This is a genomic window from Acidovorax sp. Root217 (assembly GCF_001428645.1).
GTDB lineage: Bacteria > Pseudomonadota > Gammaproteobacteria > Burkholderiales > Burkholderiaceae_C > Acidovorax.
Map to the genome: position 1 here is coordinate 75485 of NZ_LMIH01000010.1, position 19884 is coordinate 95368.

At 68.6% G+C, this 19884-nt stretch carries 19 protein-coding genes; 11 read left to right on the plus strand and 8 right to left on the minus strand.

The genetic code is table 11. From position 1 onward, the window contains the following. Positions 1-4: 4 nt before the first annotated feature. Both ASE31_RS08650 and ASE31_RS08655 read right to left on the minus strand, forming a co-directional pair. Entirely contained in the window at positions 5-2392 is a 2388-nt protein-coding gene (locus ASE31_RS08650) for a xanthine dehydrogenase family protein molybdopterin-binding subunit (protein ID WP_057201247.1), read from the minus strand. Between the two features lie 33 nt (positions 2393-2425). Continuing rightward, positions 2426-2896, minus strand: a complete 471-nt coding sequence (locus ASE31_RS08655) for a (2Fe-2S)-binding protein (RefSeq protein ID WP_057201248.1) — start codon at positions 2894-2896, stop codon at positions 2426-2428. Between the two features lie 235 nt (positions 2897-3131). On the opposite strand from ASE31_RS08655, the gene ASE31_RS08660 reads away from it, so the two are divergent. Beyond that, positions 3132-4280, plus strand: a complete 1149-nt coding sequence (locus tag ASE31_RS08660) for a helix-turn-helix domain-containing protein (protein WP_057201377.1) — start codon at positions 3132-3134, stop codon at positions 4278-4280. A 112-nt stretch (positions 4281-4392) separates the two neighbouring features. Here the strand turns inward: ASE31_RS08660 and ASE31_RS08665 are convergent, their stop codons facing one another. Both ASE31_RS08665 and ASE31_RS08670 read right to left on the minus strand, forming a co-directional pair. Beyond that, positions 4393-5172, minus strand: a complete 780-nt coding sequence (locus tag ASE31_RS08665; protein WP_057201249.1) for a TOBE domain-containing protein — start codon at positions 5170-5172, stop codon at positions 4393-4395. A gap of 18 nt (positions 5173-5190) precedes the next feature. Next, on the minus strand, positions 5191-5823 hold the full coding sequence (locus tag ASE31_RS08670; protein ID WP_235514362.1) for a LysE family translocator: 633 nt from the start codon (positions 5821-5823) through the stop codon (positions 5191-5193). A 126-nt stretch (positions 5824-5949) separates the two neighbouring features. On the opposite strand from ASE31_RS08670, the gene modA reads away from it, so the two are divergent. From modA to ASE31_RS08705, 7 genes are all read left to right on the plus strand, one after another. Continuing rightward, positions 5950-6717: a molybdate ABC transporter substrate-binding protein gene (gene modA, locus ASE31_RS08675; RefSeq protein ID WP_157412416.1), complete on the plus strand. Its 768-nt coding sequence runs from the start codon at positions 5950-5952 to the stop codon at positions 6715-6717. 42 nt (positions 6718-6759) lie between these two features. After that, positions 6760-7440, plus strand: a complete 681-nt coding sequence (gene modB / locus ASE31_RS08680) for a molybdate ABC transporter permease subunit (protein ID WP_057201250.1) — start codon at positions 6760-6762, stop codon at positions 7438-7440. Continuing rightward, positions 7440-8531, plus strand: coding sequence for a molybdenum ABC transporter ATP-binding protein (modC, locus tag ASE31_RS08685; protein ID WP_057201251.1), 1092 nt, complete (start codon positions 7440-7442; stop codon positions 8529-8531). The genes modB and modC overlap by 1 nt, the downstream gene beginning before the upstream one ends. Positions 8532-8623: 92 nt before the next feature. Further along, positions 8624-10327, plus strand: coding sequence for an EAL domain-containing protein (locus ASE31_RS08690; protein ID WP_057201252.1), 1704 nt, complete (start codon positions 8624-8626; stop codon positions 10325-10327). After that, positions 10324-11466 (plus strand): saccharopine dehydrogenase NADP-binding domain-containing protein, encoded by a 1143-nt coding sequence (locus tag ASE31_RS08695; RefSeq protein WP_057201253.1) that lies wholly within the window; start codon positions 10324-10326, stop codon positions 11464-11466. The genes ASE31_RS08690 and ASE31_RS08695 overlap by 4 nt, the downstream gene beginning before the upstream one ends. Beyond that, positions 11463-11831: a DoxX-like family protein gene (locus tag ASE31_RS08700; protein WP_057201254.1), complete on the plus strand. Its 369-nt coding sequence runs from the start codon at positions 11463-11465 to the stop codon at positions 11829-11831. The genes ASE31_RS08695 and ASE31_RS08700 overlap by 4 nt, the downstream gene beginning before the upstream one ends. Continuing rightward, positions 11828-12307, plus strand: a complete 480-nt coding sequence (locus tag ASE31_RS08705; RefSeq protein WP_057201255.1) for a DUF2269 domain-containing protein — start codon at positions 11828-11830, stop codon at positions 12305-12307. Before ASE31_RS08700 ends, ASE31_RS08705 begins: the two co-directional genes overlap by 4 nt. A gap of 112 nt (positions 12308-12419) precedes the next feature. Here the strand turns inward: ASE31_RS08705 and ASE31_RS08710 are convergent, their stop codons facing one another. Genes ASE31_RS08710 through ASE31_RS08725 form a run of 4 tightly spaced genes read right to left on the minus strand, consistent with a single transcriptional unit; the run spans position 12420 to position 15576 of the window. Then, positions 12420-13220 carry a molybdate ABC transporter substrate-binding protein gene (locus ASE31_RS08710; protein WP_235514364.1) on the minus strand — a complete coding sequence of 267 codons (801 nt, stop codon included), beginning with the start codon at positions 13218-13220 and terminating at the stop codon, positions 12420-12422. A 27-nt stretch (positions 13221-13247) separates the two neighbouring features. Then, complete coding sequence (locus ASE31_RS08715) at positions 13248-14084, minus strand: extracellular solute-binding protein (protein WP_057201257.1); 837 nt, start codon at positions 14082-14084, stop codon at positions 13248-13250. After that, the gene (locus ASE31_RS08720; RefSeq protein ID WP_235514365.1) at positions 14081-14818 is read right to left on the minus strand and encodes a phosphate ABC transporter ATP-binding protein; all 738 of its coding nucleotides are present in this window, start codon (positions 14816-14818) and stop codon (positions 14081-14083) included. The genes ASE31_RS08715 and ASE31_RS08720 overlap by 4 nt, the downstream gene beginning before the upstream one ends. 20 nt (positions 14819-14838) lie before the next feature. Further along, on the minus strand, positions 14839-15576 hold the full coding sequence (locus ASE31_RS08725; RefSeq protein ID WP_057201259.1) for an ABC transporter permease: 738 nt from the start codon (positions 15574-15576) through the stop codon (positions 14839-14841). Positions 15577-15625: 49 nt separating this feature from the next. Between ASE31_RS08725 and ASE31_RS08730 the strand changes: the two genes are divergently transcribed. From ASE31_RS08730 to ASE31_RS08740, 3 genes are all read left to right on the plus strand, one after another. Beyond that, positions 15626-16750: a substrate-binding domain-containing protein gene (locus ASE31_RS08730; protein ID WP_057201260.1), complete on the plus strand. Its 1125-nt coding sequence runs from the start codon at positions 15626-15628 to the stop codon at positions 16748-16750. Positions 16751-17185: 435 nt separating this feature from the next. Continuing rightward, complete coding sequence (locus tag ASE31_RS08735) at positions 17186-17806, plus strand: TRAP transporter small permease subunit (RefSeq protein WP_057201261.1); 621 nt, start codon at positions 17186-17188, stop codon at positions 17804-17806. A gap of 18 nt (positions 17807-17824) precedes the next feature. After that, on the plus strand, positions 17825-19606 hold the full coding sequence (locus tag ASE31_RS08740; RefSeq protein ID WP_057201262.1) for a TRAP transporter large permease subunit: 1782 nt from the start codon (positions 17825-17827) through the stop codon (positions 19604-19606). Positions 19607-19884: the final 278 nt, after the last annotated feature.

A 19884-nucleotide genomic window follows, 5' to 3' on the forward strand; every position in this document is an offset into this window, starting at 1 on the left:
CTCCTCAGGCCTTGGCACTTTGAATGGCATCCCACACGCGGTGAGGAGAGGCCGGCATGTCGAAATCCTTCACGCCCAGCGGGCGCAGGGCGTCGAGCAAGGCGTTGATCACCGCCGGCGGCGAGCCGATGGCGCCGGCCTCGCCGCAGCCCTTGGTACCGAGCGGGTTGTGCGTGCACGGCGTGCAGACATGGCCGAGCTTGAACTCGGGGAAGTCATCGGCGCGCGGCATGGCGTAGTCCATGAAGCTGCCGGTGAGCAACTGGCCGGTCTCGCGGTCGTACACGCAGTTCTCCATCAGCGCCTGGCCGATGCCCTGCACCAGCCCGCCATGCACCTGGCCCTCGACGATCATGGGGTTGATGATGGTGCCGAAGTCGTCCACCGCTGTGAAGCGGTCCACCCGGGTGGAGCCGGTCATCGGGTCCACCTCCACCTCGCAGATGTAGGTGCCGGCCGGGAAGGTGAAGTTCGTCGGGTCGTAGAAGGCCGTCTCGTTGAGGCCCGGTTCGAGCTTGTCGAGCGGGTAGTTGTGCGGCACATAGGCCGTGAGCGCCACCTGGCCGAAGGGGATCTTCTTGTCCGTGCCGCGCACGGTGAACTCGCCGCCGCTAAAGTCGATGTCGGCATCGCTGGCCTCCATCAGGTGGGCGGCGATCTTCTTGGCCTTGGCCTCGATCTTGTCCAGCGCCTTCATGATGGCCGCCCCGCCCACGCTGATGGAGCGCGAGCCGTAGGTGCCCATGCCAAACGGCACGCGGCCGGTGTCGCCATGCACGATGTCCACGTTCTCCACCGGGATGCCCAGCCGCGCGGCCACCACCTGCGCAAACGTGGTCTCGTGCCCCTGGCCGTGGCTGTGCGAGCCGGTAAACACCGTCACGCTGCCCGTGGGGTGCACGCGCACCTCGCCGCATTCGAACAGTCCCGCCCGCGCGCCCAGGGCCCCGGCGATGTTCGACGGTGCGATGCCGCAGGCCTCGATGTAGCTGCTGTAGCCCATGCCGCGCAGCAGGCCCTTGGCGGCGCTGGCGCTCTTGCGCGCCTCGAAGCCGGCCACGTCGGCCAGCTCCTGCGCCTGGTTCATGCAGGCGTGGTAGTCGCCCACGTCGTACTGCAGCGCCACCGGGGTCTGGTAGGGGAAGGTGGTGATGAAGTTGCGCTTGCGGATCTCGTCCTGCGACAGGCCCAGCTCCCAGGCGCAGCGGGTGACCAGGCGCTCGAGCAGGTAGGTGGCCTCGGGCCGGCCCGCGCCGCGGTAGGCATCGACCGGAGAGGTGTTGGTGAACCAGGCATCCACCTCCACGTAGACCTGCGGCGTGGTGTACTGCCCGGCCAGCAGCGTGGCGTAGAGGATGGTGGGCACGGCGCTGGCAAAGGTGGACAGGTAGGCACCCATGTTGGCATCGGTGTGCACGCGCATGGCCAGGAACTTGCCGTCCTTGTCCATCGCCATCTCGGCATGGCTCACATGGTCGCGGCCATGCGCGTCCGTCAGGAAGGACTCGCTGCGGTCGGCCACCCACTTGATGTTGCGGTTGAGCTTCTTGGCGGCCCAGGTCAGGCACACGTCCTCGGCATACAAGAAGATCTTGGAGCCGAAGCCCCCGCCCACGTCGGGCGCGATCACACGCACCTTGTGCTCGGGCAGGCCCATCACGAAGGCCGTCATCAACAGCCGCTCCACGTGCGGGTTCTGGTTGCTCACGTACAGCGTGTACTCGTCGTTGGCGCGGCTGTACGAGCCGATGGCCGTGCGCGGCTCCATCGCATTGGGGATCAGGCGGTTGTTCACCAGATCGAGCTGCGTCACGTGCGCAGCACTCGCAAACACCGAGTCCACCGCGCCCTTGTCGCCAATCGCCCATTTGTAGCAGTGGTTGTCGGCCGCGGCATCATGCAGGCCCGCACCGGCCACCTTGCCGGCAGCGGCATCGGCCACGCTGACCACGGCGGGCAACACGTCGTAATCCACCTCCACCAGTTCGGCCGCGTCGCGCGCCTGCTGCTGCGTGAGGGCCACGATCATGGCCACCTGGTCGCCCACGTAGCGCACCTTGCCCTGCGCCAGGATGGGGTGCGGCGGCTCCTTCATGGGCTGGCCATCGGTGCTGGTGATGAGCCAGCCGCAGGGCAGGCCGTTGATGTTGTCGGCCGCCACATCGGTGCCGACGAACACGCCCAGCACGCCAGGCGCGGCCTTGGCGGCGTCGATGTTGATGCTATTGATGCGAGCGTGGGCATGCGGTGAACGCAGGAACACGGCATGGCTCTGCGCGGCCAGCACCACGTCGTCGGTGTACTGGCCGGCACCGGTCAGAAAACGGTAGTCTTCCTTGCGGCGAAGCGATTCACCGATGTGGGGAAGCTTGGAAAAGTCGGATGCACCCATGGTCTTGTCTCCTGGTGGAATGAGGGACGTGACTCAGGCGGAGGCCATGGCTTTTTGGCCATGCTGCACCGCGCGCACGATGTTCTGGTAGCCGGTGCAGCGGCAGATGTTGCCCTCCAGCAGCTCGCGGATCTCGCCCTCGCTGGCCTGGGGATGGTTCTTGCACAGGTCCACCGCGCTCATCACCATGCCGGGTGTACAGAAGCCGCACTGCAGGCCATGGCACTCCTTGAAGGCCGCCTGCATGGGGTGCATGGTGCCGTCGGGCGCGGCCAGCCCCTCGATGGTCTGCACCTCGGCGCCCTGGGCCTGCACGGCCAGCATGGCGCAAGATTTGACGGCCCGGCCGTTGACGTGCACCGTGCAGGCGCCGCACTGGCTGGTGTCGCAGCCCACGTGCGTGCCGGTGAGCAGCAGGTGCTCTCGCAGCGCGTGGACCAGCAGGGTGTTGGGGGGGACGTCAACGCTGGCCGCGCGGCCGTTGACGGTGAACTGAACTTGCATCTGGCTGTCTCCTCGGAGGGTGTTGGCTGGATCTGCAAGCCGCATCTTGGGCTGGGCGCGGGGCCCGATTCCTAGGGTCAACCCTAGATTCAGGGCGCGCTGCGGCGGATATTCTCAAAATGAAACATGTTGCAGTGCACACCCGCGCATCATGCGGATTGCCTGCCGGTGCCGCGACCGCACCGCCAAGGCACGCCAAGCCAGCCCCACCAGCCAGCCACACCCGGGAGTCGCCATGCTGTCCGCCGCCCTGCCCCCGCCCGCCGAGCGCCAGGCCCTGATTGCGCAGGCGCGCACCGCCCTGCTCAGCCAGGGACAGGTGCCGGCCGCCCTGGGCATCGAGCCCTGGATCGTGCGCTCCTGGCAGCGCTGCCTGGCGCTGGGGCGCGCGCCCGGCCAGCGCGTGGCCTTCGACCTGGTGAGCGTGGCCATGCTGCGCAACGTGGCCGAACAGCACCGCCATCTGCTGCAGGCCGCCCGCCCGGTGCTGGCCCACCTGACCCGCGCGATTGCCGGCATGCACTACTTCGCGATCCTCACCGACACGCGCGGCGTGGTGGTGGATGTGCAGGGCGCGCTGGACCGCCACGATGCGCGCGTGCGCGCCATCGGCCGCGTGGGCATCGACCTGTCGGAGACAACCGTGGGCACCACCGCCATCGGTGCGGCCCTGGCCGAGCTGCAGCCCGTTTGGCTGCACCGGGGCGAGCACTTCTTCAACGACAACACCAGCTACAGCTGCGCCGGTGCACCGCTGTTCGACCCGCAGGGCCAGTGCATCGGCATGCTCGACCTGACGGGCGTGGACGTGCCCGAACGCCCCGAGCTGCGCCACCTGGTGGCCCGGTCCGCACGCGCCATCGAAGACGCGCTGCTGCTGCAGCTGCCCCACGCGCTGCTGCTGCGCCTGAACTGGCCTGGCAGCACACTGGGCGGCGAAGGCGACGGCCTGATGCTGCTGGATGCCGACGGCTATGTGGTGGGCACCAACCGCACGGCACGCCAGCTGGTGCCGCAGCCGCTGCGCGCGCCGGGCACACGGCCGCACGCCGGGGACCTGCTGGCCCTGCCCTGGCCGCTGCTGTTCGACGCTGCGCTGCAGCAGCAGCGCAGCGGCCCTGCGCCAATGGACATGCCCTTGTGGTCAGGCCTGCGGCTGCAGGGCATGGCACTGCCTGCCCGGCCTGCCGGCCAGGGCAGTGGCCTGGCGCGGGCGCCCGCGCCTGCCCATGCTGCGACCAGTGCGCCTCTGCGCGAAGCCGAAACCGCCCTCATCCGCCAGGCCGTGCAGGACGCCCGCGGCAATGTGGCCGAGGCGGCGCGCGCACTGGGCATCAGCCGGGCAACCGTCTACCGCAAATTAGGGGCCCAGAAAGGGCACTGATCCGGCCCCTACGGATCTGCCTTCAACCGTATGACTAGGCGGCAAGCCGCGGACAGTGCTATAGCTCGGCAAGGCGAACCAACGACGTTAGACGCTTGAAGGCAAATCCGTATCAGCCCTGTGCGAGCGCGATCACGACGGCGTTGTCCTCTACCACCAGCAGCACGCGGCTGCCGGTGCGCAGGCCGCTGTCCGGCACGGCGAAGCCCACCATCTGGATGCCACCCGTGAGCTCGGCGGACACCTCGTCGCCCGTCTCGCCGCGCACCACACGCACGGCCTTGGCGGGCAGCCGGCAGACCCCGGGTTCGGCCCGCGGCGGATCGACCCCGGCGCGCTCCACCTGCACCGCCGTGGCCTTGCACAGCGCCTGCACCACCAGGCCGGGCGCCAGGCCCAGCAGTTCGGCGCTTTCACGGGTGATGCGGGCGCTGAGAAAGGCGGCGTCATCGTCCGCAGTCCGGCCCAGGTGCACGCGCACGATCTGGCCGAGCATTTCAAGCCGCTGCACGGCGCAGGGCCACTGGTTGCGCATGCTGGTGCGCACCGCCAGGCGCGCTGCCGCAGGGCCTGCCCGGCCCTCCCAGCGGGCGAGCACGGCGCTGCGCGCTTCGGCCATGGCATCGGCGGCCGCCAGCAACTGGTGGCCGGCATCCGTCAGTTGTGCACCACCGCCGCCGGCCCCCCCTACGGCGCGGTCCACCAGAGGCGTGCCCGCCAGGTTGGTCAGGGTGTCGAGCGCCTGCCAGGCAGCCTTGTAGCTCACGCCCACGGCGCGCGCGGCCTGCGAGATGGAGCCGCCCGCGCCGATCTCGCGCAGGATGGCGATGCGCTTGTCGGCCATGTCATGGCTGAGCGCGCCGGCAAACGAAACAGAGGAGGTGCCGGGCATCGAGCGACGACGCCGTGCCTAGCGCCGGTTGCCCAGTGCCAGCACCGAGATGCCCGAAGCGATGAAGGTCACACCGGCACCGGTGTTGAGCCACTTCGTGGCGCGCGGGCGCCGCGCCAGCCAGCCCGAGAGCTGCGCTGCGCAACTGCCCAGCACCGAGAAGATGAGGGCCGTGAGCACCGCGAAGATGGCGCCGTACACCAGCATCTGCGTGGCCACCGGGCCGCGTGCGGCATCCACGAACTGGGGGATGAAGGCCAGCACGAACAGCCCCGGCTTGGGGTTGAGCACGTTGGAGAACAAACCCACGCCGAACACCTTGGCCAGCGGCTGGCGCGCCGCAGGGGCAAACGAGATCAGGTTGCCCGACGTGAGGGCCTTGTACCCCAGGTACAGCAGGTAGGCCGCACCCGCGATCTTGACCACCCAGAAGGCCAGCGGCGAGGCCTGCACGATCAGCGTGAGCCCCAGCGTGGCCGCCACGGTATGCACCATGATGCCCAGGCCCGCGCCGATGGACGACAGCACGGCGGCCAGGCGCCCCTGGCTCAGGCCGCGGCTGATGGCCAGGATGTTGTCCGGCCCCGGCGCGAAGACCACGATGATCACGGCGGCAAGGTAGGCGGCGAGGATTTCGGTGGGGAACATCATGGCCACAGTGTAGAACCAACCCAGCCGGGTGCAGTGGCATCCAGGCGTGCGCTCGCACGCCGCCGTGGCGGTGCTTCTATACTTTCGCTATTCCATCACTGAATAGCGCTTGCGCGCCCTACCGCCATGCAGATGCCCAACGCCCGCCTTCTCACCCTTCTCAGCGCCATCGGCCTGGCCTTCGCTGGCGCCACTGCGGCCCATGCCGAGCAGGTGTCGGTGGCCGTGGCCGCCAACTTCACGGCGCCCATGCAGAAGATCGCCGCCGCGTTCGAGGCCGACACGGGCCACAAGGCCGAGCTGTCGTTCGGCGCCACGGGCAAGTTCTATGCGCAGATCACCAACGGCGCGCCGTTCCAGATTCTGCTGTCGGCCGACGACACCACGCCCGCCAAGCTCGAACGCGAGGGCAAGGTGGTGGCCAACTCGCGCTTCACCTATGCCATCGGCACGCTGGTGCTGTGGAGCGCCAAGGAAGGCTACGTGGACGACAAGGGCGCGGTGCTCAAGACCGGCGACTTCAAGCACCTGGCCATCGCCAACCCCAAGCTGGCCCCCTACGGCCTGGCCGCCACGCAGGTGATGGACAAGCTCGGCCTCGCGGCCACGCTGCAGCCACGCTTCGTGCAGGGCGAGAACATCGCGCAGACCTACCAGTTCGTGGCCACCGGCAATGCGCAACTGGGCTTCGTGGCCCTGTCGCAGGTGATGGTGGACGGCAGGATTGCCCAGGGCTCGGCCTGGCAGGTGCCGGCCGACATGCACGAGCCGATCCGCCAGGATGCGGCGCTGCTGGTGACCGGCAAGGGGAATGCGGCGGCCATCGCCCTGATGCAGTACCTCAAAAGCGAGAAAGCCAGAACCATCATCAAGTCCTACGGCTATAGTTTCTGACGGGCGACTGCTTTCAGATACATAAGACCGATTCGACCACCCATGCCTTTTTCCAGCGCCGACCTTGCGGCCATTGGCCTCACGCTGCGGCTGGCGGGCACCACCATGGCGCTGCTGCTGGTGCTGTGCACGCCGCTGGCCTGGTGGCTGGCCCACACGCCCTCGCGCTGGCGCGGGCCGGTGTCGGCCGTGGTGGCGCTGCCGCTGGTTCTGCCGCCCACGGTGATCGGTTTCTACCTGCTGGTGACCATGGGCCCCAACGGGCCCATCGGGCAGTTCACGCACTGGCTGGGCATTGGCACCCTGCCCTTCACCTTCTGGGGGCTGGTGATGGGCTCACTGATCTATTCGTTGCCTTTTGCGGTGCAGCCGCTGCAGGCGGCGTTCGAGGCCATCGGCAGCCGGCCGCTCGAAGTGGCGGCCACGCTGGGCGCGGGGCCGCTGGACCGCTTCTTCACCGTGGCGCTGCCGCTGGCGCGCCCGGGCTTCATCACCGCTGCCATCCTGAGCTTTGCGCACACTGTGGGCGAATTCGGCGTGGTGCTTATGCTGGGCGGCAACATCCCGGGGGTGACGCGCGTGGTGTCGGTGCAGATCTATGACCATGTGGAGGCGCTCGAATACACGCAGGCGCACTGGCTGGCGGGCGGCATGGTGCTGTTCTCCTTCCTGGTGCTGCTGGGGCTGAACCTCACGCGCCGCCGCGCGTCCATGGTGTCCTGATGGCCGCAGTCGACCAGATTGCCGCACGCCTGGTGCTCGCCCGCCCCGGTGGCTTCACGCTGGACGTGGACCTCACGCTGCCCGGGCGCGGCGTCACCGCCCTGTTCGGCCCCTCGGGCTGCGGCAAGACCACCTGCCTGCGCGCCATCGCGGGGCTGGCGCGCGCCGAGCCGGGCCGGGTGGTGGTCAACGGCGAGGTCTGGCAGGACGACGGCCAGCGCATCTGGCGGCCCACGCACCAGCGTGCGCTGGGCTATGTGTTCCAGGAGGCCAGCCTGTTCGAACACCTGAGCGTGCGCGGCAACATCGACTATGGCCGCAAACGCACGCCCCGGGAGCGGCCCACCGTGGCGCTGGACCAGGCGGTGGACCTGCTGGGCATCGCCCACCTGATGGACCGCCGGCCGCACGCGCTCTCGGGCGGCGAGCGGCAGCGCGTGGCCATGGCCCGATCCCTGGCCACCGGGCCGCGCGTGCTGCTGATGGACGAGCCCCTGGCCGCACTGGACGGGGAGCGCAAGGCCGAGGTGCTGCCCTACCTGGAGCGTCTGCACCAGGCGCTGGACATACCCGTGCTGTACGTGAGCCACGCCATCGACGAGGTGGCGCGCCTGGCTGCGCACATGGTGCTGATGCAGGACGGGCGGGTGCTGGCCAGTGGACGCACCGAAGACATGCTGGTGCGGCTGGACCTGCCACTGGCGCATGGCGATGCAGCCGCCTCGGTGGTCGAGGGCACGGTGCTGCGCCACGACGCGGCTGACCATATCACCACCGTGCAGTTCGCCGGCGGCCAACTGCTGCTGGCCAGCGCCACGGCCCGGCCGGCAGGCGAGCCGGTGCGCCTGCGCATCCAGGCGCGCGATGTGAGCCTGACCCTGGCCGAGCAGGTGGACACCAGCATCCTCAACATCCTGCCCGCCACGGTGGTGCAGGTCAGCGAAGACAGCCCCGGGCAGTGCATGGTGGCGCTCGATGCCGGCCCCACGCGGCTGCTGGCGCGGGTGACCCAGCGCTCGGCTGTGGCCCTGGCGCTGGAGCCGGGCCAACGCGTGTACGCCCAGGTCAAGGGCGTTGCCATCGTGAACTGATCTCCGAGGGCCTTTCGTCACGGACAATCCCGCAGGCCTCGCCATCGGCAGGTCGTATGATGACTGCACACGATTTGGGGGGAAGGGACAGAATGTTTTCAATCGGGCACGACACCGCGCAGATGTTCGCGGTGGGCTTTCCGCCGCTGCTGCACAGCCTGCTGTTCTGGATCTTCGCGTCGCTGGTGGTGCATGTGTGCCAGCGGCTCGTGGAGCACACGGCCTTTGCCATCGACCCGTCGAGCCGGCGCATCAGCGGATCGCAGGCCGCCCTGTGCATCGGCTGCGTGGTCTGGGCGCTGGACGTGGTGGGCATGCTCATGTATGCCGAGTTGGCTGGCCATACGCTGGGCCTGGTGCCGGCGCTCACGGGCCTGGTCATCATGGCACTGAGCGCGCGGCTGACCGTTCCCACACTGAGCACCAGCACCCGCAAGGCGCGCATCCTGCTGGCCGGGGCCGGGCTGTCGCTGGGCATGCTGGCCGCGCACTTCACCATCTCCGAAGGCTATGTATCGAGCTACGCGCGGGTGAACGGTCTGGCCATCGTGCTGGCCCTGGCCACGGCCATAGGCATCACCGCGTACACCTCGATACGCCACCGCGCGGCCAAGATGAAGGCCCTGACGCGCATCTACATTCCCCAGCAATGGCACGACAAGCTGCTGGCCGGCGCCGCCATCCTGGTGCTGCACTGGCTGCTGGTGAACACCTTTCCCCTGGAATGGCCCGACAGCGCCGCCCCCACAGACGGGGTGGCTCTGCTGGTGATCGTGCTGCTGTTCGGCATGGCCATCGCCACCGAGCAGTTGAGCAACATGCGCTTCGACCAGGCGCGCCAGCAGTTGCTGCGCCGCGGCCTGTCCTTGATGCGCACGTCGAGCTACGAAGTGCACCCACCCGAGGGAGACATTCAGCTGTCCCTGATCGCGGACCAGTTGCCGATGCTGCTGCAGCCCGATCAACTGGCCCTGCACTTCCAGCCCATTGTCGACCTGGACCGCGGCGAGGTGCAGTTCGAGGCGCTGCTACGTGTGCGAAGCGAGCTGCTCGGGGCCATCCACCCCGAAGCCTTCCTGCTGGTCTGCGAACTGCAGGGCAAGACCCCCCTGGTAGACCGGCTGATCCTGGTCAACGCCATGGGCTGCGCCTGCCGTTGGCGTGGCGAAGGCATGGCAGGCGCGAAGTTCAGCGTGAACGTGGCGCCGGCCACCCTGCTCGAAGAAGGCTTTGCGCCCTGGCTGCAGGCCGAGCTCTCGCGCCATGCCCTGCCCGGCAGTTGCCTCAAGCTGGAGCTGACCGAGCACGCGCTGATCGCCAGCGGCCCGCGCATGCTCGAATCCATCCGCCACCTGCAGGCCATCGGCGTGGGCGTGCTGATGGACGACTTCGGCGCGGGCTATTCCTCGCTGGGCATGCTGGCCGACCTGCCGATCGCCGGCATCAAGTGCGACCGCCTCTTCGTGCGCCAGCTGACCCAGGACCCGCGGCGCCAGTCGATGCTGCGGCATGTGGGGGCGCTGGCCAGCGAGTTCGGCCTGTCGGTGGTGGTGGAAGGGGTCGAAACCCCGGCCGAGCTGCAGACCCTGGCGGCCTGCGGGCTTGCCACCATCCAGGGCTATGTCTTTTGCAAGCCCATGCCGGCCGCCGACGTGCCCGGCTGGAACCAGACCCAATGGCCCCAGCGCCTGGCCGCACTGCGGGCACAGCTGGGCACCACAGCCGGTGTGCCGGGCGCGGGCGGTGCCCCTGCAGCGCCCGCCCAGTGGATGCAGACGCAGGGGTCCGGCCGATGAGCGCAACACCGTTGACCGTGCTGGTCCTGGGGGGCTACGGCAACTTCGGCGCACGCATCTGCCGGGCACTGGCAGGCGACAGCACCATCCACCTGCTGGTGGCCGGCCGCAGCGCCGCCCGTGCCCAGGCCCTGGCCGCCACGCTGGGCCCGAGTGCCCGGGGCGTCGCGCTGGACCACACCGCACCCGGCCTGGTTGAGGCATTGCGCGCGCACGGCGTGGGCCTGGTGGTCCACACGGCAGGGCCGTTCCAGGCGCAGGGCTATTCGGTGGCCGAGGCGGCCGCCGAAGCGGGCGCCCACTACATCGACCTGGCCGACGGACGCCGCTTCGTCTGCGACTTCCCTGCGGCGCTGCATGCCCGGTTCACGGCGGCGGGGCGCACGGCGGTCTGCGGGGCCAGCACGGTGCCGGCGCTGTCGTCGGCCGTGGTGGACCACCTGTGCGCCGGCTGGCAGCGCATCGACAGCATCGACACCTGCATCGCCCCGGCCCAGCGCGCACCGCGCGGCCAGGCCACGCTGGCGGCCGTCCTCAGCTACTGCGGCGAAGCCATTGCCGTGTGGGAGCAAGGCCGCTGGCAGAACCGGCTCGGCTGGGCGGCGCCCACCCCGGTGCAGTTCCAGCGCCTGCGCCCCCGCCTGGCGGCGATGTGCGACATCCCCGACCTGGAGCTGCTGCCCGCCCACTACCGGGTCACGCAGCGCGTGAGCTTTCGCGCCGCGCTCGAAGTGGGCCTGGCCCAGCGCGCCTTTGCCGCCATCGCCGCACTGCGCGCCTGGGGCGTGCTGCGCCGCCCCGAGCGCTTGGCCGGGCTGATGCACCACACCGGCGGGGTGTTCGACTTTTTGGGCACGCCGCTGGGCGGCATGGTGGTGCGCGTGGCCGGTGCCGATGCAGAGGGCGCACCGCGCCACCGCGCCTGGCACATTGCCGCCGACAACGACCATGGCCCCGAGATCCCGTGCATGGCCGCCATCCTGCTGGCGCGCCAGCTCGCGCGCGGCGAGGCCGTTCCACCCATCCTGCCCCTTGGTGCGCACACCAGCACCAGCCTGCTGCCCCTGGATGCCTTCGCCCCCGAGTTCGCGAAGTGGGGCATGCTGACGGATGTGGTGGAGGAGGCCACCACCCCGTGAGCGACGCACAACGCCGCCTGCTGCGCTACAGCCTGGTCTTCGTCTGGCTCGCCACCGCAGTCGTCAGCGTCTGGGAGCTCGACGGCCAGAGCCGGCAATTGCTGGCCACCCTGCCCTTCAGCAGCCCCGAACTCATCACCGCCCTGGTGCTGGCCGGCGCCGCCGCCGATGCCGTGATGGGCCTGTGGATCGCCTTTTGGCCCGGCCGCGCCGCGTATGCCGTGGCGCTGCTGCTGATGGTGGCGATGACGCTGCTGGCCACCGCCATCGAGCCGGCCTGGTGGCTGCACCCCTTCGGCCCGCTGACCAAGAACCTGCCGATCGCGGCCATCCTGATCGTGCTGCTGCGCGACGCCAAGCCATGAGCCTGTACCTCACCCTGAAATGGATCCACATCGTCTCCAGCGTGCTGCTGGTGGGCACGGGCCTGGGTTCGGCCTACTACATGTTCTTTGCCAACCGCAGCGGCAACCTGCAGGCCCAGGCCGTGGTGGCGCGGCTGGTGGTGCGGGCGGACTGGTGGTTCACCACGCCCACGGTGTTCATTCAGCCTGCCACGGGGCTGGCCATGGCGCACATGGCAGGGCTGCCGCTGTCCACCCCCTGGCTCGCCGTGTCGCTGGCGCTCTTCGCCCTGGCCGGCCTGTGCTGGCTGCCCGTGGTGTGGCTGCAGCTGCGCATGCGCGCCCTGGCCCAGCAGGCGCTTGACGCCGGCAGCGATGCCCTGCCCGCCACCTACTGGCGCTATGCCCGCTGGTGGGAGGCGCTGGGCTACCCGGCCTTCGTGGCCATGGCCCTGGTGTTCTACCTCATGGTGGCCAAGCCTTCCATGGATTTTTAAGCACCGCTCATACGGATTTGCATGCGATCGTAGAACTAGGCGGGAGCCGCAGGCAGTGCTGTAGCACGGCAAGGCGAACCAACGACGTTATACGGTTGAAGGCAAATCCGTATCAGGGCGCCGCAAAGCCCATCCGCCTGAACACCGCCTGGGCCGGTTCCGAGAGCAGGGCCTGCACGAATGCATGGGCGGCGGGCGGTGCGTCCGCACGCACCGACACGCCGTAGGCCGCGCCCACCTGCAGTTCGGCAGGCACCTGCACCACCTGCAGACGCGGCAGTTCGCGCTGGCTGGCAATGGCGTTGGTGCAGTAGGTCAGGAAGACATCGGCCTGGCCCTGCTCCATGACCCAGGCATAGGTGCCGCGCCCTGCAGGCGGTTTGGGCGACTGGGCACCGCCCGTGAGCTGCAATGCCTTGGCGTCCAGCACGGCGAAGGTACCCGGCTGCACCGCATCGGCGCGCCGAAACAGCTCCCAGGCATAGTCGCCCGAGGGGTCGGCGAGGGGTGTTGAGGTGCCCACGCGGATGTCGGGCCGCAGCAGGGTCGCCAGCAGCGTGGCGGAAGCCACCTGCACCCGCTCGCCGGCCAACGCGCACAGGCCGTTGCGCACGAACACCATCGGCGCCTGCCAGCCGCCCCGGGCCGCCAGGCGCGCCGGGTGCTGCGTGTCCGCCGAGGCAAACACCTGGGCCGGCGCACCCTGCTCGATGCGCTCGCGCAGCAGGCCCGAGGCGCCGAAGCTCAGTTCCACCGGCTGGCCGGTGCGCGCCTGGTGCGCGGCGGCCACCTCGGTGAACACCTCGCGCAGGCTGCCTGCGGCATAGACCTGCAGCGCCGTGGGCGGCGCGGCGGGCGGGCTACTGCAACCCGCCATGGCCAGCAGGGCCCCCGTCGCCAGGGCCCTGGACATCCACCGGTGCATGGCGCGGGCCCACCCCTACTTGCCGGCGTTCGGGAAGAACAGCTGCTCGCCGCCGATCTTGTAGCCGGCGATGCTGGCCTGCCCGCCGGGCGAGACCACCCAGTCCACGAACTTCTGTGCGTCCTGCACCTTGACCTGCGGGTGCTTGGCCGGGTTGACCACCATCACGCCGTACTGGTTGAACAGGCGCGTGTCGCCCTCCACCAGCACCACCATGTCGGCGCGGTTCTTGAAGTTGAGCCAGGTGCCCCGGTCGGCCAGCACGTAGGCGCCGCTGGAGGCGGCTATGTTCAGCGCCGGGCCCATGCCGCAGCCGCACTCCTTGTAGCCGCTGCCCTTGGCCGCGTCGGCGCCCGCGAGCTTCCAGTAGCGCAGCTCGGCGGCGTGCGTGCCGCTCTTGTCGCCGCGCGAGATGAAGGCGACGTTTCCGGCGGCCAGCTTCTTCAGGGCCTCGACGATGTCCTTGCCCTGCGTGCCTGCCGGGTCGGCCTTGGGGCCTATGAGGACGAAGTCGTTGTACATCACCGGGTAGCGCTTGACGCCCCAGCCATCGGCCACGAACTTCTCCTCGGCCACCTGGTCGTGCACGAAGAGCAGGTCGGCATCGCCGCGGCGCGCCATGTCCAGCGCCTGGCCGGTGCCCAGGGCCACCACCTTGATGTCGATGCCGCTGGCCTTCTTGAACTCGGGCAGCAGGTAGCCGAACAGGCCCGACTGCTCGGTGGAGGTGGTGGACGCCATGGTGATGTTGGCCTGCGCCGACGCCGCGCCGTGCGCGAAGACGATGGCCAGTGCGAGCACATGGGGTACGAACGACAGGCGGCTGCGTGGGGTCTTGTAGTGGTGTCTCATCCGATTTCTCCTTTGACGAATAAACGCGCGGCCTCCGGCAGGGGGCCGTTGAAAAACTCGTGCACCCGCAGGTCGGCCACGATGCGGCCCTGCTCCAGGTAGACCACGCGGCTGGCCAGCCGCTTGACCTGGCCCAGGTTGTGGCTGCTGAAGACCATGGTCACGGCCTGCGCGCTGCCATCGGCAGGGCTGGCTGCGAGGTCGGCCATCAGGCCCTCGACCTCGCGCTTGGCATGCGGGTCCAGGCTGGCGGTGGGCTCGTCGAGCAGCAGCACGCCGGGCTGCAGGGCCCAGGCCCGCGCCAGCGCCACCCGCTGCTGCTGGCCGCCCGAGAGGGTGCGCGCGTTCTGCAGGGCAATGGCTTCGAGCCCCACGCGCCGCAGTGCCGCCAGCGCCTGGGCCCGCGCATCGCGCCAGCGCGTGCCGCGCAGCCACAGCGCCAGCGCCACGTTGTTCTGGGCGCTGGTGCGCAGCATGTGCGGGCGCTGGAACAGCATGGCATGGCGCTGCGTGGCATCGAGTTGCACCTGGCCGGCACTGGGTGCCGCCAGGCCGTGCAGCACGCGCAGCAGGGTGCTCTTGCCGCTGCCGTTGGCACCCACCAGGGCCACGCGCTCGCCGGGGGCAATGCGCAGGTCGATGTCGGCCAGCGCCTGCACGCGCCCATAGCGCACGGCCACGCCGTGCAGGTCGATCAGCGGGGAGGCCACAGGCACAGTCACAGGCACGGCCATGGGAAGGGGCGCCGGATGCCTCATGCCGCCACCCCCACCAGGGCGTCGGACGTGCCGCCGTCCACGCGTTCGCGCCAGCGGCGCAGCAGTGCGATCAGCACGTTGAGCGCCAGCACCACGCCCAGCAGCACCAGGCCCAGCGCCAGCGCCAGGGGCAGGTCGCCCTTGCTGGTCTCCAGCGCGATGGCCGTGGTCATGACCCGGGTGAAGCCATCGATGTTGCCGCCCACGATCATCACTGCGCCGACCTCGGAGATGGCACGGCCGAACGAGGCGATGAGCACGGTGAGCAGCGCATAGCGCTCGTCCCAGGCCAGCAGCAGGCTGCGCAGCAACGTGCCGGCGCCCAGCGAGCGCAGCTGCTCGCCATGGGCCCGTTCGGCGTCTTCCACCACTTGGCGCGTGAGCGCGGTGACCACCGGCAACACCAGGATGGCCTGGGCCAGCACCATGGCCTTGAAGCTGAACAGCCAGCCCAGGGCACCGAGCGGGCCGCTGCGCGACAGCAGCAGGTACACCACCAACCCCACCACCACCGAGGGCACGGCCAGCAGGGTGTTGAGCACCGCCAGCACCGCGCCCCGGCCCGCGAAACGGGCCACGCCCAGCCAGGCCCCGAGCACCAGGCCCGCGGCGCACGCCAGCGCACAGGCCGTGGCGCTGACCGACAGGGAACGCCCGACGATGGTCCACAGCGCCGGGTCGGCCGACAGCGTGAGTTCGAGGGCAGTGGCGGCGCTTTGCGTCAGGGTGGACATGCTTGGGCTATCGTAGAGACCTCCTCCATCTCCAGCGATATGAACGTCCGTGCATAGGGTCCAACTTCACTACACGCTCAGCCGCAACGCGGGCGACGCCCAGATCCGCAACCCCCTGCCCGAACTGCTGCAGGCAGTGGCCGAGGAGGGCTCCATCTCCGGCGCGGCGCGCGCGCTGCAGCTGTCGTACCGCCATGTCTGGGGCGCCCTCAAGCGCTGGGAGGAACAGCTGGGGGGCGAACTCATCATCTGGGGCAAGGGCCAATCCGCCCAGCTCAGCGAGTTCGGCGCCAAGTTGCTGTGGGCCGAGCGCCAGGCCCAGGCCCGGCTGGCGCCGCAGATCGCCGCCCTGCACGCCGACCTGGAGCGCGCCTTCGCCGTGGCCTTCGACGACCAGGCGCATGTGCTCACCATGTACGCAAGCCATGACGACGCGCTGGCCGCGTTGCGTGCCTACGCGGCCACGCCGGGCGAAACCGGCGCGCTGCACCTGGACATCCGCTTCACCGGCAGCGTGGACGCGATCCGGGCGCTCAACGAAGGCCGCTGTACGATGGCCGGCTTCCACACCCGGGAGGCCCCCGCCGCCGATTCGCTGGCCGCGCGCACCTACAAGCCCCTGCTGCGGCCGGGGCGCCACAAGATCATCGGCTTTGCCCAGCGCACCCAGGGGCTGATCGTCGCGCGGGGCAACCCGCTGGGCCTGCAGACATTGGCCGACGTGGCCCGCCAGGGCGTGCGCTTCGTGAACCGGCCCCTGGGCACCGGCACCCGGGTGCTGCTGGACGACCTGCTGGCGCAATCGGATCTGGGCCCTGGCGACCTGCAAGGCTATGAGCGCCATGAGCCCTCGCACACGGCCGTGGCCCAGGCGGTGGCGGCGGGCGCCGCCGACGTGGGCATCGGCATCGAACTGGCGGCCCATGCCCGGGGGCTGGGCTTCGTGCCCCTGGTGCAGGAGCGCTACCACCTGGCCTGCCTGAAGTCGACCCTGGAGCAGCCGGCCACCCAGGCGCTGCGCGACCTGCTGCAGACCCCTGCCTGGCAGGCGCAGATGGCGGCGCTGCCAGGCTACGCACCCATGCACTGCGGCGAGGTGCTGTCCATGAGCGCCGTGCTGCCCTGGTGGCAGTTTGCCCAGCCCAAGCGCAGCCAAAGGCCCCCGGCATTTTGAGCATCCTGCCTGAAGGGGCCAGGCACGTCGCCCATCGGAGATCCCACCGAACGCCGCAAGTTGCGCCACACAGTGCTTCGCAACCTACCTGCGCGGCCATCCGAGCGGGCAAGAGACTCTGTGAGGTATGGCATCGATAGCCATGAACCCAGGCCCCCCGCCGGGGCAGGGCTCAGTTCACCCCCGCATCACTGGGCCTGGCCACCCCTTTTCTCGCGTCTGGCGCTGTTTTTGGCCTAGGAAGAAACCCTAATTGCTATATATTTAATAGCATCAAATTGAGGCTGGAACAAGGGATAACACCGTCACGCTGCCGTCAGGCTCCCATTAAAGTGCTCCGTAGAATCGCGCCGTTGTCACAGTTTGTACGATGCATGCACCTATCCGTGGATGCGTCGTGCATGTCCTACGCACAGCCTTTTTATTGGAGACACCATGCAGGCTCTACTTAAATTCTCACGGGGGGTCGACTGGCTAAGTACGCAGATCGGCAAATACGTCATCTGGCTCATTCTGGCCTCGACCTTGATCAGCGGCGTCAATGCCATCGTGCGCAAGGCGTTCAACATCAGCTCCAATGCCTTTCTCGAAGTGCAGTGGTACCTGTTTGCGGCGTCGTTCCTGCTTGCGGCAGGCTATACGCTGCTGCAGAACGAGCATGTCAAGGTCGACGTCATCTCCGGCCGCCTGTCCAAGCGCAAGCAGATCCTGATCGACATTTTCGGCTTCATCGTTTTTCTCACGCCCGTGTGCCTGGCCGTGCTCTGGTACGGCATTCCGTTCTTCTACCGCGCATTCGTCTCGGGCGAAATGTCGAACAACGCGGGTGGCCTCCTGCGCTGGCCGGTGTACCTCATGATGCCGCTGGGCTTCGGGCTGCTGCTGCTGCAGGGCTGGTCCGAACTCATCAAGCGCATCGCCTTCCTGCAGGGCCTGATCGAAGACCCGACGACCAAGAAGGCCGAGAAGACGGCAGAGGAAGAGCTGGCCGACTCGATCCGCCGCCTGTCCGAAGCCGCCAAGAACACCGGTAACACCGCCGACAAGGCCGCTTGAGCGGGGACCACAAACATCATGGAATTCTTCATACACAACCTCGCCCCGATCATGTTCGCGGGGCTGATCGTCTTCCTGCTGTTGGGCTTTCCCGTGGCCTTCAGCCTGGGGGCCTGCGGCCTGTTCTTCGCCTTCATCGGCGTGGAGCTCGGCGTCCTGCCTGAAGCCCTGCTGCAGGCCGTGCCGCTGCGGATCTTCGGCATCATGCAGAACGACACCTTGCTGGCCATTCCGTTCTTCACGCTCATGGGGCTGATACTGGAGCGAAGCGGGATGGCGGAAGACCTGCTGGAGACCATTGGCCAACTCTTCGGTCCCGTGCGCGGCGGACTGGCACTGGCCGTCATCTTCGTGGGCACCCTGCTGGCGGCCACGACCGGCGTGGTCGCTGCTTCAGTCATCTCGATGGGCCTGATCTCCCTGCCCATCATGATGCGCTACGGCTACGACCGGCGCCTGGCCACCGGGGTCATCGCTGCCTCCGGCACGCTGGCGCAGATCATCCCCCCGTCCCTGGTCCTCATCATCCTGGCCGACCAATTGGGCCGCTCCGTGGGCGACATGTACAAGGGCGCCTTCGCTCCCGGCCTGATGCTGTGCGGCTTCTATGCCCTGTACGTGATCCTGATCGCGATCTTCAAGCCCAACTGGGTACCGGCACTGCCGCCCGAAGCCCGCACCCTGCGCGAAGACAACGGCAACAACGGCCTGCCCTCGCTGGCGGTGCTGACCATCGTCTGCACGGCCGCTTCGGTGTACGTAGCCAAGAACATGCCCGCCCTGCACACCTGGTGGTCCGGCGAAACGGTGGAGCGCGTGGCACTGGACGAAACCATCGTGGTGTCCATGTGCTTTGGCGTGGCACTGGCCTTCGTCGCGGCCATGGTCAACAAGATCACCCGCCTGGGCCTGCTTTCGCGGGTGGCCGAGCGCGTGACCTTCGTGCTGATCCCGCCACTGCTGCTGATCTTCCTGGTGCTGGGCACCATCTTCCTCGGTGTGGCCACCCCCACCGAAGGCGGCGCCATGGGCGCGCTGGGCGCATTCATCATGGCCCTGGTGCGCGGCCGCCTGAGCATGACGCTGCTCAAACAGGCGATGCAGACCACGACCAAGCTGTCATGCTTCGTGGTGTTCATCCTGGTGGGGGCCACCATCTTCGGCCTGACCTTCCAGGGTGTCGATGGCCCGCTGTGGGTGGAGCACCTGCTCACCGGCCTGCCGGGTGGCCAGTTGGGCTTCCTGATCGTGGTGAACATCATGATCTTCTTCCTGGCCTTCTTTCTGGACTTCTTCGAGCTGTCGTTCATCGTGGTCCCGCTGCTCGCGCCGGTGGCCAACAAGCTGGGCATCGACCTGATCTGGTTCGGCGTGCTGCTGGGCATCAACATGCAGACCTCGTTCATGCACCCGCCATTCGGCTTCGCCCTGTTCTACCTGCGCAGCGTGGCCCCGACCAAGGAGTACATAGACAAGGTGACCGGCAAGCTGACCCAGCCGATCACCACCATGCAGATCTACTGGGGTGCCGTGCCGTTCGTGATCATCCAGCTGATCATGGTGGGCCTGGTCATTGCGTTCCCGGGCATCGTCTCCAGCGGGCTGGACAAGGAGGTCGTGTATGACCTCGACAAGGTCCGCCAGGAAATGGAAGCCACCATGCAAACCGCACCTGACGCTGCGGACCCGACGGCGGGCATGGAAGGCAGCGCGCCAGCGGCCCCGGCCTCTGACGCCGCACCCGGGGCCGACGACCCGATGAAGGCACTGCAAGACTCGATGTCCACCGACAAGAAGTAGGCAATACACCAGCACCGGGTGGGACCATGACGGTCCCATCCAGCAGCCCCTGCAGATGGAGACATGCTCTCTGGACCTGCAGGGGCTTTTTTGTTGGCGGCCTGCATTCATTGCCCAGGCGCGACCAGGCAGCGACTCCGTGGCATCAGCGTGCTTCGTTGCCCTGCCAACCTGGGCCTGTCTGCTTGTGCGCGCACAAGAAGCGCGCACAACAAATGGGCCACTGGCGGCGGCTTCGGGGACTTGACCCCACGCGCGAACCACGGGCACATGCGCAG

Coding starts and splice junctions, on each gene's coding strand:
- ASE31_RS08720 (WP_235514365.1), bottom strand. CDS start 14,818: ATGGCCGTGCCTGTGACTGTGCCTGTGGCCTCCCCGCTGATCGACCTG.
- ASE31_RS08660 (WP_057201377.1), top strand. CDS start 3,132: ATGCTGTCCGCCGCCCTGCCCCCGCCCGCCGAGCGCCAGGCCCTGATT.
- modC (WP_057201251.1), top strand. CDS start 7,440: ATGGCCGCAGTCGACCAGATTGCCGCACGCCTGGTGCTCGCCCGCCCC.
- ASE31_RS08650 (WP_057201247.1), bottom strand. CDS start 2,392: ATGGGTGCATCCGACTTTTCCAAGCTTCCCCACATCGGTGAATCGCTT.
- ASE31_RS08665 (WP_057201249.1), bottom strand. CDS start 5,172: ATGCCCGGCACCTCCTCTGTTTCGTTTGCCGGCGCGCTCAGCCATGAC.
- ASE31_RS08690 (WP_057201252.1), top strand. CDS start 8,624: ATGTTTTCAATCGGGCACGACACCGCGCAGATGTTCGCGGTGGGCTTT.
- ASE31_RS08725 (WP_057201259.1), bottom strand. CDS start 15,576: ATGTCCACCCTGACGCAAAGCGCCGCCACTGCCCTCGAACTCACGCTG.
- ASE31_RS08735 (WP_057201261.1), top strand. CDS start 17,186: ATGCAGGCTCTACTTAAATTCTCACGGGGGGTCGACTGGCTAAGTACG.
- ASE31_RS08740 (WP_057201262.1), top strand. CDS start 17,825: ATGGAATTCTTCATACACAACCTCGCCCCGATCATGTTCGCGGGGCTG.
- ASE31_RS08710 (WP_235514364.1), bottom strand. CDS start 13,220: ATGTCCAGGGCCCTGGCGACGGGGGCCCTGCTGGCCATGGCGGGTTGC.
- ASE31_RS08715 (WP_057201257.1), bottom strand. CDS start 14,084: ATGAGACACCACTACAAGACCCCACGCAGCCGCCTGTCGTTCGTACCC.
- ASE31_RS08695 (WP_057201253.1), top strand. CDS start 10,324: ATGAGCGCAACACCGTTGACCGTGCTGGTCCTGGGGGGCTACGGCAAC.
- ASE31_RS08655 (WP_057201248.1), bottom strand. CDS start 2,896: ATGCAAGTTCAGTTCACCGTCAACGGCCGCGCGGCCAGCGTTGACGTC.
- ASE31_RS08670 (WP_235514362.1), bottom strand. CDS start 5,823: ATGATGTTCCCCACCGAAATCCTCGCCGCCTACCTTGCCGCCGTGATC.
- ASE31_RS08705 (WP_057201255.1), top strand. CDS start 11,828: ATGAGCCTGTACCTCACCCTGAAATGGATCCACATCGTCTCCAGCGTG.
- modB (WP_057201250.1), top strand. CDS start 6,760: ATGCCTTTTTCCAGCGCCGACCTTGCGGCCATTGGCCTCACGCTGCGG.
- modA (WP_157412416.1), top strand. CDS start 5,950: ATGCAGATGCCCAACGCCCGCCTTCTCACCCTTCTCAGCGCCATCGGC.